The organism is Pseudomonas sp. IT-P171 (assembly GCF_949767765.1).
GTDB classification, from domain to species: Bacteria; Pseudomonadota; Gammaproteobacteria; order Pseudomonadales; family Pseudomonadaceae; genus Aquipseudomonas; species Aquipseudomonas fluorescens_B.
Window position 1 is genome coordinate 227,673 of the sequence record NZ_CATKQN010000002.1, and the last position, 15,728, is coordinate 243,400.

Annotated in this window: 12 protein-coding genes and 1 pseudogene; 2 read left to right on the plus strand and 11 right to left on the minus strand. The window is 59.9% G+C overall.

The window, feature by feature from the left end:
- Nucleotides 1-935 precede the first annotated feature (935 nt).
- The 9 genes and pseudogenes from ACM6I5_RS02175 to ACM6I5_RS02215 form a co-directional block, all read right to left on the minus strand.
- A pseudogene (locus tag ACM6I5_RS02175) lies at nucleotides 936-1,123 on the minus strand (glutathione S-transferase); the annotation flags it as partial.
- Between the two features lie 106 nt (nucleotides 1,124-1,229).
- A complete protein-coding gene (locus ACM6I5_RS02180; RefSeq protein ID WP_414883101.1) occupies nucleotides 1,230-1,859 on the minus strand; it encodes a glutathione S-transferase in 630 nt (209 codons plus the stop codon).
- An 82-nt stretch (nucleotides 1,860-1,941) separates the two neighbouring features.
- Nucleotides 1,942-2,133 (minus strand): hypothetical protein, encoded by a 192-nt coding sequence (locus ACM6I5_RS02185; RefSeq protein ID WP_414880203.1) that lies wholly within the window; start codon nucleotides 2,131-2,133, stop codon nucleotides 1,942-1,944.
- Nucleotides 2,130-3,260: a PepSY-associated TM helix domain-containing protein gene (locus ACM6I5_RS02190; RefSeq protein WP_414883102.1), complete on the minus strand. Its 1,131-nt coding sequence runs from the start codon at nucleotides 3,258-3,260 to the stop codon at nucleotides 2,130-2,132. Before ACM6I5_RS02190 ends, ACM6I5_RS02185 begins: the two co-directional genes overlap by 4 nt.
- Before the next feature lie 72 nt (nucleotides 3,261-3,332).
- Nucleotides 3,333-5,774 (minus strand): TonB-dependent siderophore receptor, encoded by a 2,442-nt coding sequence (locus ACM6I5_RS02195; RefSeq protein WP_414883103.1) that lies wholly within the window; start codon nucleotides 5,772-5,774, stop codon nucleotides 3,333-3,335.
- A 179-nt stretch (nucleotides 5,775-5,953) separates the two neighbouring features.
- Nucleotides 5,954-6,925 carry a FecR domain-containing protein gene (locus ACM6I5_RS02200; RefSeq protein WP_414883104.1) on the minus strand — a complete coding sequence of 324 codons (972 nt, stop codon included), beginning with the start codon at nucleotides 6,923-6,925 and terminating at the stop codon, nucleotides 5,954-5,956.
- Nucleotides 6,922-7,440: an RNA polymerase sigma factor gene (locus ACM6I5_RS02205; protein WP_017341164.1), complete on the minus strand. Its 519-nt coding sequence runs from the start codon at nucleotides 7,438-7,440 to the stop codon at nucleotides 6,922-6,924. The genes ACM6I5_RS02200 and ACM6I5_RS02205 overlap by 4 nt, the downstream gene beginning before the upstream one ends.
- A 258-nt stretch (nucleotides 7,441-7,698) precedes the next feature.
- Nucleotides 7,699-8,406 carry a PolC-type DNA polymerase III gene (locus ACM6I5_RS02210; RefSeq protein WP_017341163.1) on the minus strand — a complete coding sequence of 236 codons (708 nt, stop codon included), beginning with the start codon at nucleotides 8,404-8,406 and terminating at the stop codon, nucleotides 7,699-7,701.
- Nucleotides 8,403-10,343 (minus strand): putative nucleotidyltransferase substrate binding domain-containing protein, encoded by a 1,941-nt coding sequence (locus ACM6I5_RS02215; RefSeq protein ID WP_017341162.1) that lies wholly within the window; start codon nucleotides 10,341-10,343, stop codon nucleotides 8,403-8,405. Before ACM6I5_RS02215 ends, ACM6I5_RS02210 begins: the two co-directional genes overlap by 4 nt.
- Before the next feature lie 254 nt (nucleotides 10,344-10,597).
- Here ACM6I5_RS02215 and ACM6I5_RS02220 point away from each other — a divergent pair, with 254 nt between their 5' ends.
- A complete protein-coding gene (locus tag ACM6I5_RS02220) occupies nucleotides 10,598-11,044 on the plus strand; it encodes a response regulator (protein ID WP_414880208.1) in 447 nt (148 codons plus the stop codon).
- A 161-nt stretch (nucleotides 11,045-11,205) separates the two neighbouring features.
- Here ACM6I5_RS02220 and ACM6I5_RS02225 read toward each other — a convergent pair whose 3' ends face one another.
- Nucleotides 11,206-13,383, minus strand: coding sequence for a malate synthase G (locus tag ACM6I5_RS02225; RefSeq protein WP_017341160.1), 2,178 nt, complete (start codon nucleotides 13,381-13,383; stop codon nucleotides 11,206-11,208).
- A gap of 556 nt (nucleotides 13,384-13,939) precedes the next feature.
- On the opposite strand from ACM6I5_RS02225, the gene ACM6I5_RS02230 reads away from it, so the two are divergent.
- A complete protein-coding gene (locus tag ACM6I5_RS02230) occupies nucleotides 13,940-14,458 on the plus strand; it encodes a glycine cleavage system protein R (protein ID WP_017341159.1) in 519 nt (172 codons plus the stop codon).
- Between the two features lie 215 nt (nucleotides 14,459-14,673).
- On the opposite strand, the gene rarD is transcribed toward ACM6I5_RS02230, so the two are convergent.
- The gene (gene rarD / locus ACM6I5_RS02235) at nucleotides 14,674-15,561 is read right to left on the minus strand and encodes an EamA family transporter RarD (protein ID WP_017341158.1); all 888 of its coding nucleotides are present in this window, start codon (nucleotides 15,559-15,561) and stop codon (nucleotides 14,674-14,676) included.
- Between the last annotated feature and the right edge of the window lie 167 nt (nucleotides 15,562-15,728).

A 15,728-nucleotide genomic window follows, 5' to 3' on the forward strand; every position in this document is an offset into this window, starting at 1 on the left:
CTGGTCTAACCTCGAATGGTTGCGCAACGAGAGTCTGGGCATGGAATCCAAGCATGCGTTACATCGTAATACTCCGAAGTTGGCGGTGGTCGACCCTCGTGGGTTAGCCATCGCCTCTGTTGCCTACTACCTCAAGACCAGCGCTGATGTGCGGCCCGAGCCGCGTGTGACGCGTGAAACGTTTGATGTGGCGGGACGATCCGTTGTGCATTGGGACCCCCGATTGGGCTCGGGAAGTAACTCGATATCGTTTCTGACAGTCGTTCCGGGTTTGTCCGGTTAGCCGTTGTTGAAGGTCAGTATCGATGCGGGATGGCGACTGGCCTTGCAGGGCGAAGCCGGACAGGTCCACCAGAACTGGGATGGCGCAGGCAATACAACGTGCTTTGGGTACGATTTGATGTGCAGACCATCAAGTATCGAACAAGCGTCCGCCAATGCTGTATTGCACTGTTTGGAGCGCCTGTATTACGGAGCATCCGAACCTGACGTCATTGCCCGGAATCAATGCGGTCGATTGATTCGTCACGCCGATACTGCGGGGGTACGGGGGGGCGGACTGCCGTTGCGCTGGACGGCTCGCAATCAATTGGAAGAAGTGATCCTGGTCCAGCGACCAGGGGCAGAGAACGACAGCGAACGGTACGTCTACGACAGTGCAGGCATGCGGGTTCGCAAACTTCGCACTTCGCTGGCGGGAGGTGTGAGCCGAAAGGCGCAGGTACGGTATTTGCCCGGTCTGGAAATTCGCACGGAAGGCGCCGATAGCAATGAAGAAGTTTTGCATGTCATCACAACGGAGGCCGGACTAAGTTCTGTTCGCTTATTGCATTGGGAAGAGGGTCGGCCCTCTGGGATTGTCAAAGATCAACTTCGTTATAGTTTCGATGATCTGTTGGGTAGTAGTACGCAGGAGTTGGATGAAGATGCTGATTTAAATCGAAATGTCTGGTCAACTCGGCAACCGCGTCTTTTTCAGCAGCGCCAAGTTGTGGCGAATCTTGTCGCGCTGACCATCCAGCCACTCCTCCCAGTGTTTCTCCGGGGCGTGCGGGGTGACTTCATAACGGATAAGCACCGAAGCGTCCATGATCCCGTCGGCAATGGAGACCAGGTCTTGCCTCGCTCCGGCACGGCTCGCCTTTGACCCGCGAGCCGTACACAGCAAAACCGTGGTGACGGAAAGGCTCAGGACGAGAAGAGGCTAGCCCAGCCCAGCCAATGAAGATCTAAACCTTAGGCATCGTCGCCAGCATCGAAGGCCGCTGACTCACCTCGAAATACCACGCGGCCAACTGCGGATTCGACTCGCGCCATTCCAGGTCCGGATGGCGCAGGTCGAGGTAACCCAACGCACACGCCACACTGATTGCCGCCACATCGAAATGGCTGGTCAGCTCGGCAATCGCATCTTTTTCCAGCAACGCCAAGGCGCGGCGGATCTTGTCCCGCTGGCCATCGAGCCATTCGTCCCATTGTTTTTCCGGGGCGCGCAGGGCGACTTCGTAACGCACCAGCACCGCGGCGTCCATGATCCCGTCGGCGAGGGAGGCCAGGGTCAGACGACGCCAACGGGCCGAACCTTCACGGGGGATCAGCGGGTTGCCGACGTGCTGGTGATCGAGGTAATCGAGGATCACCCGGCTGTCATGGATGACATTGCCGTCCGCCAGGCGCAGGGCCGGGATTTTGCTCAGCGGGTTGTCGTCGATAAGCGGCAGGTCCGGGGCGACTGGGGTCAGCACACAGTTTTGCAGGGCGACGCGGTCTTGCTGACCGGTTTCGTGCAGCAGCACCATGACTTTGCGAACGAAGGGCGACAACGGGTTGTGGTAGAGGGTCATGCTCGGGGCGGACATGGCGGGATCTCGGTCGGTGGACAGTGTCGGGAGCATAGCGCGTTGGGCCGACAGCTCAAGAGGCTCGAAGAGAGGTCAATATCTAAAACCTGCGGGAGCGGCGTTGCAGGAGGCCGCGCAGGGCGAGGACGGCTGGAATGCCCAATCCAAGCCAGCTCAGAGCATCCCAAACGCCATCCCCCAGCAACGCGGCAAACAACCCCGTCGCGCTCAGAAGGGCGATAACGGTGGGCGTGGCGAAGACCTTCCAGAAGTTTGACTGTCGGGGTTTCATGCCACGCTCTCCGCTTTTTCCATGACGGGTTTTTCGGCTTTGCGCCGCACCACCCACAGGTAAACCCCGCTGCCGAGCACGATGATGGTCAGCACATCCAGTGTCGCCCAGAGGATTTTCATCGGCATGCCACCGTAATCGCCGAAGTGCAGCGGCTGCGACATGCCCATGGCGTCCATGTACCACGGTCGTTCGGCCACAGCGGTGACTTGCAGGGTGTTGGCATCGATCAACACCGGCGTCAGCAAATGCGAAGTCAGGTGCGTGCTGCCCTTCATGAAGACCGCGTAATGGTGTTCGGTGGAAAATCGCGTGCCGGGGAAGGCGATGAAGTCCGGCTGCATGCCGGGCGCGACTTCCTTGGCGATGTCGAGCAGGCGAGTGGCCGGCGCCAGCTGAGTCAATGGTGGTGCGTCGCGGTACGGCGCGACCATCGCGCTCAGGCTGTCGTTGCGCCACGCGGCGATCAACAGGTCGGCGCAGGCACTGATGACGCCGGTGACACCGACCACCAGCGCCCAGGTCAGGGTGACGACACCGATCAGGTTGTGCAGGTCTAGCCAGCGCAGGCGGGTGGATTTGTCCTGGCGCACGGTGGCGAATGTCAGCCTGCGCATGAACGGCAGGTACAGCACCGTTCCGGAAATAATGGCCACGACAAACATCAACCCCATGAACGCCAGCAACAACTTGCCCGGCAGGCCGGCGAACATGTCCACATGCAGACGCAGCATGACCATCATGAAGCCGCCATTGGCCGACGGCATCTCCAGCGCTTCGCCGGTTCGGGCGTCGAGCATGAAGGTGTGGGACGAATTCGGTTCCGTGCCGGCGGTGGCCGCCATGATCGCGATCGCGGCGTTGGGTTCGTCTTCGTCGAAGCCGAAATACTGCATGACTTCGCCGGGACGATGTTTTTCCGCGGCCTGCACCAGTTGCTGCAAATTCAGCTGCGGGGTATCGGCCGGCATTGCCTTCAACTCGGCGGCATCGCCCAGCAAGTGGTCGATCTCGTGATGGAAAATCAATGGCAAGCCGGTCAGCGCCAGCATCAGCAGGAAGACCGTGCAGATCAGGCTGGTCCAGGTGTGGACGAAGGACCAGCGGCGAATGGTTTTGCTTTTCATTTCTCAGCCTTCAGAAATACCAAAGCCGTCCTCGAAGGACGGCTTGGTTACAGCACGTATCAAATCAAGCGTTTACCACTTGTACGTGGCACTGGCGACGACACTGCGCAGGTCGCCGTAATAGCAGTAGAAGCCGTCACAGGTGGAGATGTAATCCTTGTTGAGCAGGTTGGTCGCGTTCACGGCCAGCGAGGCACCTTTCAAGCTGTTGTCCAGACGACCCAGGTCGTAGTGAACCGCCGCGTCGAACACGGTGTAGGCGTCAGCCTTGCCCAGCGTGGTGTTGCCCTGGTCGCCGTAAGTATTGCCGGTGTAACGGGCGCCGGCGCCAATGCCGAAGCCATCCAGCACGCCGTTGTGCCAGGTGTAATCGGCCCACAGCGAAGCCTGCTGGTTGGGCATCAGTTGCAGTCGGTTGCCTTTGAAATCGCCTTTCTGCACTTCGGATTTGGCCAGGGTGTAGGCGGCGATGATTTTCAGGTTGTCGGTGACGTCGGAGACCGCTTCCAGCTCCAGGCCTTTGACTTTCACTTCCCCGGTCTGGCTGGTGATCGGCACGTTGCCGACGGTGGTGGTGACAGAGACGTTTTTCTGGGTCAGGTCATACACCGCTGCGCTGAGCAAGGTATTGCTGCCCGGTGGTTGGTATTTGATGCCCAGCTCCCATTGCTGGCCTTCGGTCGGTTTGAACGACTCGGTAGCCGATGCGGTGGCGTTGCTGGTTGGCTGGAATGACTCGGCGTAAGACAGGTAAGGCACGATGCCGTTGTCGAACACATAGCTGATCGCCGCGTTACCGCTGAATTTCTTGTCGCGCTCGGTGTTGGTGGCATCTACCTTGAAGAATTTGGTGCCGGTGTGGACCCAGTCTTCACGGCCGCCCAATGTCAGGCGCCATTGGTCGAGGGCCATCTGGTCCTGGACGTACAAACCGGTCTGATAGGTTTTCTGGTCCTGGTCATAGAACGCATCGGAGCGCGGTGGACGAGTGATCGGCAGGCCGTATTGCGGGGTGTTGACGTTGATGCGCGGCGCGGTCCCGAAGATCGACAGGTAGTTGGTGTTGTTGCGCTGGTGATCCAGCCCGATTAGCAGGGTATGACGGACGTCACCCGTGGAAAAATCGCCCTGAAAGTTGTTATCCACCGCGAACTGGCTGATGTCTTCCTCGACATTGGTCGTGCCCCGCCCGGTATTGCCCTGATCGTCGACGACATAACCGAGAGCGGCGAGCGAGGGAATATAGCTGTTGACGGTAATGGCCTGGAACGACAGGTCGGACTTGGTGTAGCGCAGGTTCTGACGGAACTGCCAGACATCGTTCAGACGATGTTCGAAGGCATAGCCCAGCGCGTAGTAGGTGCGGTCGTAGTACTCGTAGTTCGGATCTCCCAGGTTCTTGTGGTGGGAAATATCGCCGAACGGCATGTCGATTTTGGTGCCCTGGATCGAATGGAACTGGCTGGTGATGCCGGTATCGTCACGGGTGAACTGCGTGAGCAGGGTGAATTTGGTGTCGTCGTCAATGTTCCAGGTCAGGCTCGGCGCAATGTTGTAGCGCTTGTTGTCGATGTGGTCGATCTGCGTCCCGCTGCCGCGAACCACGCCGCTGACGCCGTAGAGGAACTGGCCTTCGTCGTCGATCTTGCCAGTGCTGGCGAAGTTGATCTGGCGGTGATTGTCACTGCCGTATTGCACCTGGATTTCATGGCTCGACTCGGCGCTGGGACGACGGCTGACCATGTCCAGCAAACCGCCCGGCGGGGTCTGGCCATAGACCGACGAAGCCGGGCCGCGCAGCAGGGCGAGGCGGTCGAGGTTCCAGGTTTCCGGTTTCGGGTTGGCATACACGCCTTTGGGCAACGGCAAGCCGTCGAGGAACTGGGTCGGTTCGAAGCCTCGCACGCGCAGCCAGTCGGTGCGGGTGTCGCTGCCGAAACTGCTGGCGGTGATGCCCGGCATATAGCGCACGGCGTCATCGAGGCTGTGCACGCTGCGGTCGTCCATTTGTTCGCGGGTGGCGATCGAAATCGAACGCGGCGCCTCAACCAGCGCAGTGTCGGTCTTGGTGCCGGCGGCGGTGCGCTTGGCCAGGTAACCCTCCACCGGGCCCCAGGCACTTTCAGTGTTTTCAACGCCGATGATGGCGGTTTCTGGCAGGGCCATCACACCTTCAGGCGCGGCCACAAGGCTGTAGGTGCCGGTGCTGCTCTGTTCCAGTTGCAGGCCGGTACCATTCAAGGCCGCGCGCAGGGCGCCGGTGGCATCGTACTGGCCATTGACCGGTGCCGACATCTTGCCCGCTGCCAGCGCCGGATCCAGCGACAACGCCAGGCCGGACTGGCTGGCGATCTGGTTCAACGTGCTGGCCAATGGCGCAGCCGGAAGAGTGTAGGCGCGAACGCTGGACGCCTGTTCAGCTGCGATCAGTTGGTTGCTGGCCAGAGGTGTGCAGAGGGCAATGGCGACCGCCAGCAAACTGGGGCGCAACAAGGTGTCTAGCGAACGGGACATACGGCGGCTCCTGAAAGGGAATACTTCTCAATTGCCTAGGTGCCGAGCGAAAACTCAAAAGTGATAGGGCTGGATGAAAATAATTTCGATTCAGCTAGTGAATCTGTACGCATCAGCCTTGAGGCATGGACCCAACCCTGTGGCGAGGGAGCAAGCTCCCTCGCCACAAATAGTCTGCCTCAAGGCTTGGCTTCAGCCTTCGCCACCGTTACCCACCATTGCGTGTGCTGTTCGATCTGCACCGGCAAGGTCGGCAGCAGGGCGCTCAACGCCAGATCGGTATCGTGCAACGGGAAACTGCCGGTAATCCGCAGGTCGGCCACCTCTGGCGCAACGCCCAGATGCCCGCGGCGATAACGACCGAGTTCGTGGACCAGATCTTCCAGACGCGCGTTATCCACCACCAGCATGCCGCGGGTCCAGGCATCGGCACCGAGGTTGAGCGCGATGATCGGCCCAAGGCCGTTGCTGCGCATCAGCACCTGCTGGCCTTCGCGCAGAATCTGTTCTTCAGGACTCGACTCGGGATGGGCGGCGACGGCGGACTGCAACACGCTCAGGCGCGTGCCTTCTTCCTCGCGCTTGACCAGGAAACGCGTGCCGAGTGCGCGCATGCTGCCTTCGCGGGTTTCGACGATAAACGGCCGCGCATCGCCATGACCGGTTTCGACGAGGATTTCCCCGTCCTGAAGAATCACCCGGCGCTGCTTCTCATCAAAGCGCACGTCCACGGCACTGTGGGTGTTGAGGTTGATCACTGTGCCGTCGCTCAGGCGCAAAGTGCGTTGCTCGCCGGTGGCGGTGCGCTGATCGGCCAGCCAATAGTCAACCGGCAGATAACGCTCACCGGCGAACAGCGCCAAACCAATCACCGCCACGATGCTCGCCACGCCGCTGCCCAGTTTGCGCACACGTCGGCGAATGCTTTCGCGCGATTGCAGCAATGCGGTGCGGGCAGGGCCGCTGGCCACGCTGAAACGCTGGTCGAGCATGCCCAACTGGCGCCAGGCGCGGGCGTGTTCTTCGTGGGCGGCGTGCCATTTGGCGAACTCTTCGCGCTCCACCGGGTTGCCTGAATCCAGCGACAATTGCCAGGCAATCGCCGCGTCCAGCACCTGCGCCGACACCGGTTTGGAACTGATCGCGCTCATATCGGCTCACCGTACAGCGCGATATAGCACTGACGAATGCCCTGGGCCAGGTATTGACGCACCCGCGGCACCGATACGCCCAGGCGCTGGGCGATTTCCGCGTGGCCGAGGCCGTCGAGACGGTTGTAGAGAAACGCTGCCCGGGCTTTGCTGGAGAGTTTGCCGAGCAGGCGGTCGATGTTTTTCAGGTCTTCGAGGATCAGTTGCTGTTCTTCCACCGATGGCTGTTCGCCTTCGGGGATCAGCATCAGTTCGGTGAGGTAAGCCTGTTCCAGCGCGGCACGCCGGAAGTAGTCAAACAGCAGACCCTTGGCGATCGCCACCAGAAACGCCCGAGGTTCGCGCGGTTCGTTCAGTTGATCACGGCCCAGCAACCGCACGAAGGTGTCCTGACTCAGGTCCTCTGCCCGTTGCGGGCAAGCGACATTGCGTCGAAGCCAGGCCAATAGCCAGCTGCGATGGTCACGATATAACGCACCGACGAGCTCACTGTGGGGGCTTTGGACTGACGACACGCGGCATCACCGATTGGGAAGTGTTAACTAACGAGAATTATTCGCGATTGTGGCAGAGGCGGGGGAGGTAAGCAATTGGCCACTGGTCAGGTGGGTTTCAGAGCATTGCGCAAAGTAAACCTGTGGCGAGGGAGCTTGCTCCCGCTCGGCTGCGCAGCCGTCGCAAAACCTGCGAACGCGATTTGGCTGGAGAAGGCAGGGGGCTGCTTCGCATCCCGGCGGGAGCAAGCTCCCTCGCCACAGAGATAGGCAGGAAGTCTAAAAAGAAGGCGTTCGCTGCCTGCGTTTCCACTGACTCACGCGCTGCTGCAAATTCAACGGACTATGAATCTGCTGCTGCCGCGCCCGGCTGAACAGGATCAACGCCAGTTCCGCAGTCGCCAGCGCATCGGCACTGGCGTTATGACGCTCGAACACTTCGAGCTTGAACCAGTCGATCCACTCGTCCAGCCCCGCCTCGCGAATGTGCGCCTGTGGGCACAGCAGCGGGGCGATATCGGCCACATCCAGAAACGGATGCTGCAGCTTGTAACCCAGATGATCCTTCAACGCGCGCCCGAGCATGTGCTGATCAAACGGCGCATGAAACGCCAGCACCGGACTGTCGCCCACAAACTCCATGAACTCGAGCAGGGCCTGCGCCGGATCACTGCCGGCAGCGATCGCGCTGGGGCCCAAGCCATGGATCAACACACTGGGCGCCAATTTCATATCCGTGCATTGGAGGGTGCGTTCGAACTGCTGGCTGAAGTCGATCGCCCCGTCTTCAATCACCACCGCGCCGATGGACAGCACCCGATCCTTGTTCATATTCAACCCGGTGGTTTCCAGGTCCAGCACCACCCAGCGCTGTTCGCGCAGGCTGCATTCTCTGAGCTCGGCGCCCGCCGGCAAGCGTTGCAGACGTTGCTGCAATTCCACGGACAGCATCGGCCCCACCGGGCGCAACCACGAAAACAGGCTCATAGCTGATACCGCAATGTCAGGCTGCTTTGCAGGCGCTGGGCCTGACGCAGGGATTCGCGCAGGATCCTTCGGTCCAGGTGATTGAGACTGTCGGGATCGACCCGGTTGGAGTAGGGCAAGTTCTCCCGGGTCTGTAGCTGATGTTGCTGCATGCGGGTTTGCTGGATGAAGTGATACGCCTCTTCATACGCTGCACCGTCCAGCCGTTCGATGACTTCTTTTTCGACCAGTTGGCGAAAGCGCTCCAGCGTATTGTTAGCCTCGATGCCGTGGGCTAGCGCCAGCAATCGGGCGCCGTCGACAAAGGGCGTCAGCCCCTGGACTTTCAGGTCCAGCGTCGCCTTCTCGCCATTCTTGCGCGCCAGCACAAACTCGCGGAAACGGCCTACGGGCGGGCGGTTGCGCAGGGCGTTTTCGGCCATCATCCGCTGGAACAGCCGGTTGTCAGCGACTTGATCGAGAATGCCCCGACGCAGTTGCTCGCAGCTTTGCTCGTCGCCCCAAACCACGCGCAGGTCGAAATAGATGCTCGAACCCAGCAGGTTCTCCGGCGTCGCTTCACGAATGAACGCCGCAAAACGCCGCGCCCATTCGGCCCGGGACAAACACAGCTCAGGGTTGCCGGCCATGATGTTGCCCTTGCACAGGGTGAACCCGCACAGCGCCAGGCTCTGGTTGATCTGTTGAGCGATAGGCAGCAACTTGCCGCGAATCTCGGCGGCATGCGCGGCGTCCCGTGCTTCGAACAGAATGCCGTTGTCCTGATCGGTATGCAGCGTCTGTTCGCGGCGGCCTTCGCTGCCGAAACACAGCCAACTGAACGGCACACCGGGGTCGCCTTTCTCGGCGAGAGTCAGTTCGATCACCCGGCACACGGTGTGGTCGTTGAGCAGGGTGATGATGTGGGTGATCTGGGTCGACGACGCGCCATGGGCCAACATGCGTTCCACCAATTGACCGATCTCACCGCGCATCGCCACCAGGTTTTCCACCTTCTGGGCGCTGCGGATGGTCCGCGCCAGGTGCACCAGATCGACCCGTTGCAGGGAAAACAGGTCACGTTCCGAGACCACGCCGCACAGGCGCTGATCCTTGACCAGGCAAACGTGGGCAATATGCCGCTCAGTCATGGCAATCGCCGCATCGAAGGCACTGTGGTCCGGCGTCAGGAAAAACGGCGCGTGGGTCATGTGCAATTCGATGGCTTCGTTGAAGTCGTTGGTGCCTTCGGCCACCACGTGACGCAGGTCGCGCAGGGTGAAAATGCCCAGCGGCGCCTTGTGTTCATCGACCACCACAATGCTGCCGACCTGCTGCTCGTGCATCAGGGTCACGGCTTCGCGCAACGGCGTAATCGGGCTGCACGTCACCGGATGGCGCATGGCCAATTCGCCAAGGCGGGTATTCAGAGAATATTGAGTGCCGAGGGTCTCCACGGCTTTTTGCTGGACTTGCTGGTTGACCTGATCCAGCAGACTGCTGACACCGCGTAGGGCAAAGTCGCGAAAGGCATTGGAAAGCGCGAACAGTTTAATAAACGCCAGCTTGTTCAGCTGTAGGCAAAAGGTGTCTTCGGCTGCCAGATGTTCGGTGCGCGTCGCACGTTCACCCAGCAGCGCAGCGAGGGGGAAGCACTCGCCGGTGGTGATTTCGAAGGTGGTTTCCGTGCCGCCCTTGGCCGTGTGGGGGCGTTCACCCACGACGCGGCCCTGTTTGACGATGTAGAAATGCTCAACCGGGCCATCGGCGGGCTTGATGATGCTTTCGCCGGGCGCATAAAAACGCAGCTGACATTGCTCCACCAAGTACGCCAGGTGAGCGTGTTCCATTTGATTGAAGGGCGGGAAACGCTGCAGAAATTGCAAAGTGCCCTGGATGTTTTGCAACACCGCGGTTTTTCCTGCCTGTGTGAAGGCGTCCGCTTTACTCATAACCATTACCGCAGTCTTTTTTCGAATTGTTGTTGTCGGATGACTCGGCCATGGTCGGCCCCGGAGCGCGAGGTGCCCATTGGACGTAAGTCTAGGTCGGGCCTTCCGGTGATGAAATTTCGGAAATACCTTACGCAATCTTGGGAAGAATCTATCCTTTCATCTATAGGAAATAAATCCGACGAAGTGCACATTGTTGCGCCACTTAGCGATGTCTGACGGATGTGCTAGGGAATAGAAATGAAAACGTAGAGTAAGCCATGTCCGACCACGATATTTTGAGTGACGCCGAGCGCGAGGCGCTGAGTGCCGTCATGCTGGAACCCGACTTGCCACCGCAGCGGGTGCTGATCGTCGATGATGACAAGGACGCCCGGGAGCTGCTCTCGGAAATCCTGGGTCTGGATGGCATTCGTTGCATGACTGCGGCCAGCGGCGAGACAGCCCTCAAGATGTTGAGCGAGAAGCCCTCCATTGGTTTGGTGATCACTGATCTGCGGATGGGCCAGGTTGATGGCCTGGAGTTGGTTCGTCAGGTGCGTGAGTCAGTACGGGCAGCCATGCCGATCATCATCGTTTCGGGCGATGCCGACGTGAAGGACGCAATTGCTGCGATGCATTTGAGCGTGGTGGATTTTCTGCTCAAGCCCATCGATACCGGCAAATTGCTGGGGTTGGTCAAGCATGAGTTGGGGATGGATTCGTGAATTGTTAGAGGATCAAAAGATCGCAGCCTTGGGCAGCTCCTACAGGGGACTGAGTACACCTGTAGGGGCTGCCGAAGGCTGCGATCTTTTGACTTTGCTTTAAACAAAAAAGCCCTGATCTTTCGATCAGGGCTTTTTCATTATCCGGTATCACCGCTCAGTTACAGGCCATTGGCAGCCTTGAACTCGCGACGACGACGGTGCAGGACCGGCTCGGTGTAGCCGTTCGGCTGTTTGGTGCCTTCAACCACCAGCTCGACCGCCGCCTGGAAGGCGATGTTGCTGTCGAAATCCGGCGCCAGCGGACGGTACAGCGCGTCATTGGCGTTCTGACGGTCAACCACCGGCGCCATGCGCTTGAGGCTTTCCATCACCTGCTCTTCGGTGACGATACCGTGACGCAGCCAGTTGGCGATGTGCTGGCTGGAAATCCGCAGCGTGGCGCGGTCTTCCATCAGGCCGACATCGTTGATGTCCGGCACCTTCGAACAGCCCACGCCCTGGTCGATCCAGCGCACCACGTAACCGAGAATGCCCTGGGCGTTGTTGTCCAGTTCGTTCTTGATCTGTTCCGCGGTCCACTGCGGGTTTACCGCCAGCGGGATGGTCAGGATGTCGTCCACCGAAGCGCGGGCACGTTTGGCCAGCTCGGCCTGACGGGCGAACACGTCGACCTTGTGGTAATGCAACGCGTGCAACGCAGCGGCGGTGGGCGAGGGAACCCAGGCGGTGTTGGCACCGGCCAGCGGGTGAGCGATTTTCTGTTCGAGCATCGCTGCCATCAGGTCCGGCATGGCCCACATGCCTTTACCGATCTGCGCGCGACCTTGCAGGCCGGTGCTCAAACCGATATCGACGTTCCAGTTCTCGTAAGCGCCGATCCACTTCTCAGCCTTCATGTCCGCCTTGCGCACCATCGGGCCGGCTTCCATGGAGGTGTGGATTTCATCGCCCGTGCGGTCAAGGAAACCGGTGTTGATGAACACCACGCGCTCGCTGGCTGCCTTGATGCACGCCTTGAGGTTGACCGTGGTGCGGCGCTCCTCGTCCATGATCCCGACTTTCAGCGTGTTGCGCGGCAGACCGAGTACGTCTTCGATGCGACCGAACAGCTCGTTGGTGAACGCGGCTTCTTCCGGGCCGTGCATCTTCGGCTTCACGATGTAGACCGAGCCGGTGCGGCTGTTCTTGCGCGAGCTGTTGCCGTTGAGGCTGTGGATCGCCGCCAGGCTGGTGATCAGACCGTCGAGAATGCCTTCCGGCACTTCGTTGCCGTCTTTGTCGAGGATCGCGTCGATGGTCATCAGGTGACCAACGTTGCGCACGAACAGCAGCGAGCGACCGTGCAGGCTCAGTTCCTTGCCATCAACGCCGGTGTAGGTGCGGTCGGCGTTCATGGTGCGGGTAAAGGTCTTGCCACCCTTGGAGACTTCTTCCGACAGGTCGCCCTTCATCAGGCCGAGCCAGTTGCGGTAGATCACCACTTTGTCATCGGCATCGACGGCGGCGACGGAGTCTTCGCAGTCCATGATGGTGGTCAGCGCGGCTTCCATCAGGATGTCTTTGACGCCGGCCGCGTCGGTCTGGCCGACCGGGGTGCTGGCGTCGACCTGGATTTCGAAGTGCAGGCCGTTGTTCTTCAGCAGGATCGCGGTGGGTGCCGCTGCATCGCCGTGAAAACCGATCAACTGCGCGTCGTTGCGCAGGCCGCTGTTGCTGCCGCCTTTCAGGGCGACCACCAGTTTGCCGTCAACGATCTTGTAGCCGGTGGAATCGACGTGGGAGCCGGCGGCCAAAGGCGTGGCTTCGTCGAGGAAGGCGCGGGCGAAGGCAATCACCTTGTCGCCACGAACCTTGTTGTAGCCTTTGCCTTTTTCCGCGCCGTCAGCTTCGCTGATCGCGTCGGTGCCGTAGAGCGCGTCGTACAGCGAGCCCCAGCGGGCGTTCGAAGCATTGAGCGCGAAGCGGGCGTTCATCACCGGCACCACGAGCTGCGGGCCGGCCATGCGGGCGATTTCGTCATCGACATTTTGCGTCGTCGCCTGGAAATCGGCCGCTTCTGGCAGCAGATAACCGATGTCTTGCAGGAAGGCTTTATAAGCCACGGCGTCGTGCGCCTGCCCGGCACGTGCTTGGTGCCAGCCATCGATACGAGCCTGGATATCATCGCGTTTGGCGAGTAGGGCTTTGTTCTTCGGCGCCAGGTCGTGAATGACCTTGTCGGCACCGGCCCAGAATTTGTCGGCGGTGAGGCCGGTTCCGGGAATGGCTTCGTTGTTCACGAAGTCGAACAGGACTTTGGCGACCTGCAGGCCACCGACTTGAACGTGTTCAGTCATTGCTTGCCTCACTCTGCTCAGCTATTTCGCTTTTCAGCTCTTCAAATTAACAATGAAGCCTCTGGCTATTTAAACCACAAACCCCTTCCACCAGTACATGCCATTTCGGGCGGCTGGGATGGAACCGATCAACGGCGTTGAGGCCTTGCTGATAGGGCTTTCAGGGCTGCGACCGCGCCTGTGGCAGACATCGATCCAACGTTATGTAGTGCGCGCTGCGGCATACTACATGATGAATTGCGGTTGTGAAAATTAGACTAATTACGTCGTTCTGCGACCCCGTGACGCATTGCAGTCACGTCGGGGATGGGGATGTTCTCAAAAAAGTATGAGATTGTTCCAGTTAAATATAAGAAGTTGTACACGATTTATGTGTGGGCGTCGGGCCCGGTGGTGAATTCATCGCGGGCAAGCCCGCTTTCACAGGATTGTGCATAACCTTGCCCGCGATGAGGCGGATCCGCACGATGCTGAATCCGGGTCTGCCCAAAGCATCGGTCAACCGTTGCCTATACTTGCCTTTCTATAACAAAAGTCATGACCAGAGGGCTGCGCCATGGACCACCTCGTACTCACTGTTTTCGCGCCGGACAAACCTGGGCAGGTCGAGCGCATCGCCCAGTGCATTGCCGAGCACGGCGGTAACTGGCTGGAAAGCCGTATGTCACGCATGGCCGGGCAGTTTGCCGGGATTCTTCGGGTAGGCGTGCCGGCCGAGGCCTACGAGAAATTGGTCGATGCCCTGCAGGCGTTGTCGGCCCATGGCATTCGCGTGCTGATTGCCGAAAGCGGCATCGAACAATCCTGCACCTGGAAACCGATTGCCATGGAGCTGGTGGGCAACGACCGCCCGGGGATCGTGCGCGACATCACGCGTCTGTTGAGTGAGCAGGGGGTCAACCTGGAACGACTGGTTACGGAAGTGCGCCCGGCGCCGATGAGCAGCGAGCCGCTGTTCCACGCTGAAGCGATTCTCGCCGTGCCGCTGACGCTTTCTCTGGATGTGTTGCAGTCGCGCCTGGAAACCCTGGCGGACGATTTGATGGTGGAATTGGTCCTGCGCAGCGAACCCTGACAGGGTTATCCAAGTTATACGTGCACCTGCCTGTGGATAACCTGTAGAGACACCCCGCCAGCCCACGCCGGCCGGGCGTCTTCAGGAACTGATCAAAAAACCATCAGATTCAACGAGTTGCACACAAACGCCGGGGATCACGCTGTGGATAACCTTGGGAAGGATCGATGCAGGCCACGAAATACGTGGCCTGTAGAAGTTCGTACGATTTTTGATCAGCTGCGACGGCGCAAACTTATCCACGCATCGACGCTATAAACCGCAAGCCCGGCCCAGATAAAGATAAACGCCACCAGCGTGCTGGACGACAAGTGTTCGCCAAACAGCAGTACGGCTTGCAGCAGCACCAATGTCGGCGCCAGGTACTGGAGGAATCCCAGCGTTGTGTAGGGCAAATGCCGTGCGGCGGCGTTGAAACACACCAGCGGCACAAGGGTTACCGGCCCGGCGGCAACCAGCCACCAGGCTTCGCTAGTCGTCCAGAACTCGGGCTGAGCGCTCATGGCCGTCTGATTGAATAACAGCCAGGCAATGGCAATCGGCACCAGCATCCAGGTTTCCACCACCAGACCGGGCAGGGCTTTGACTGGCGCCTGCTTGCGGATCAACCCGTAGAAACCAAACGTCAACGCCAGCACCAGCGATACCCATGGCAGGCTGCCGACTTGCCATACCTGTTGCGCCACACCGACTGCGGCCAGCCCCACGGCGATCCATTGCATGCGCCGCAGCCGTTCGCCGAGGATCAACATGCCGAGCAGCACGTTCACCAACGGGTTGATGTAGTAACCGAGGCTGGCTTCGAGCATGCGCCCGTTGTTCACCGACCAGACATACGTCAGCCAGTTGGCCGCGATCAGCGTGCCGCTCAGCGCGAGGATCGCCAGCCGTTTCGGGTTTTCACGCAGCTCGCGCCACCAGCCCGGATGCTTCCATACCATCAGCAGCAAGGCGCCGAACAGCGCAGACCAGAGCACGCGATGGATGATGATCTCCACGGCGGGCACGTTGGCGATGGCTTTGAAGTAGATCGGGAACAGGCCCCAGATGATGTAGGCACTCAGGCCCAGGATGTACCCGCGACGCGGGTTGGCGGCTTGCATGCAGAATCCTTGCTTAGGCAGCTAACTAAAGAAGGGGATTGTAAGGAGATTTGTCTACGAATGTCCCGTCCGAAAACGTCGGGCAATTGTGAACACAATCCCTGTGGGAGCGAGCTTGCTCGCGATGGCGGTGTATCAGCTTGCATCGGTGTTGCATGTGCTGCCGT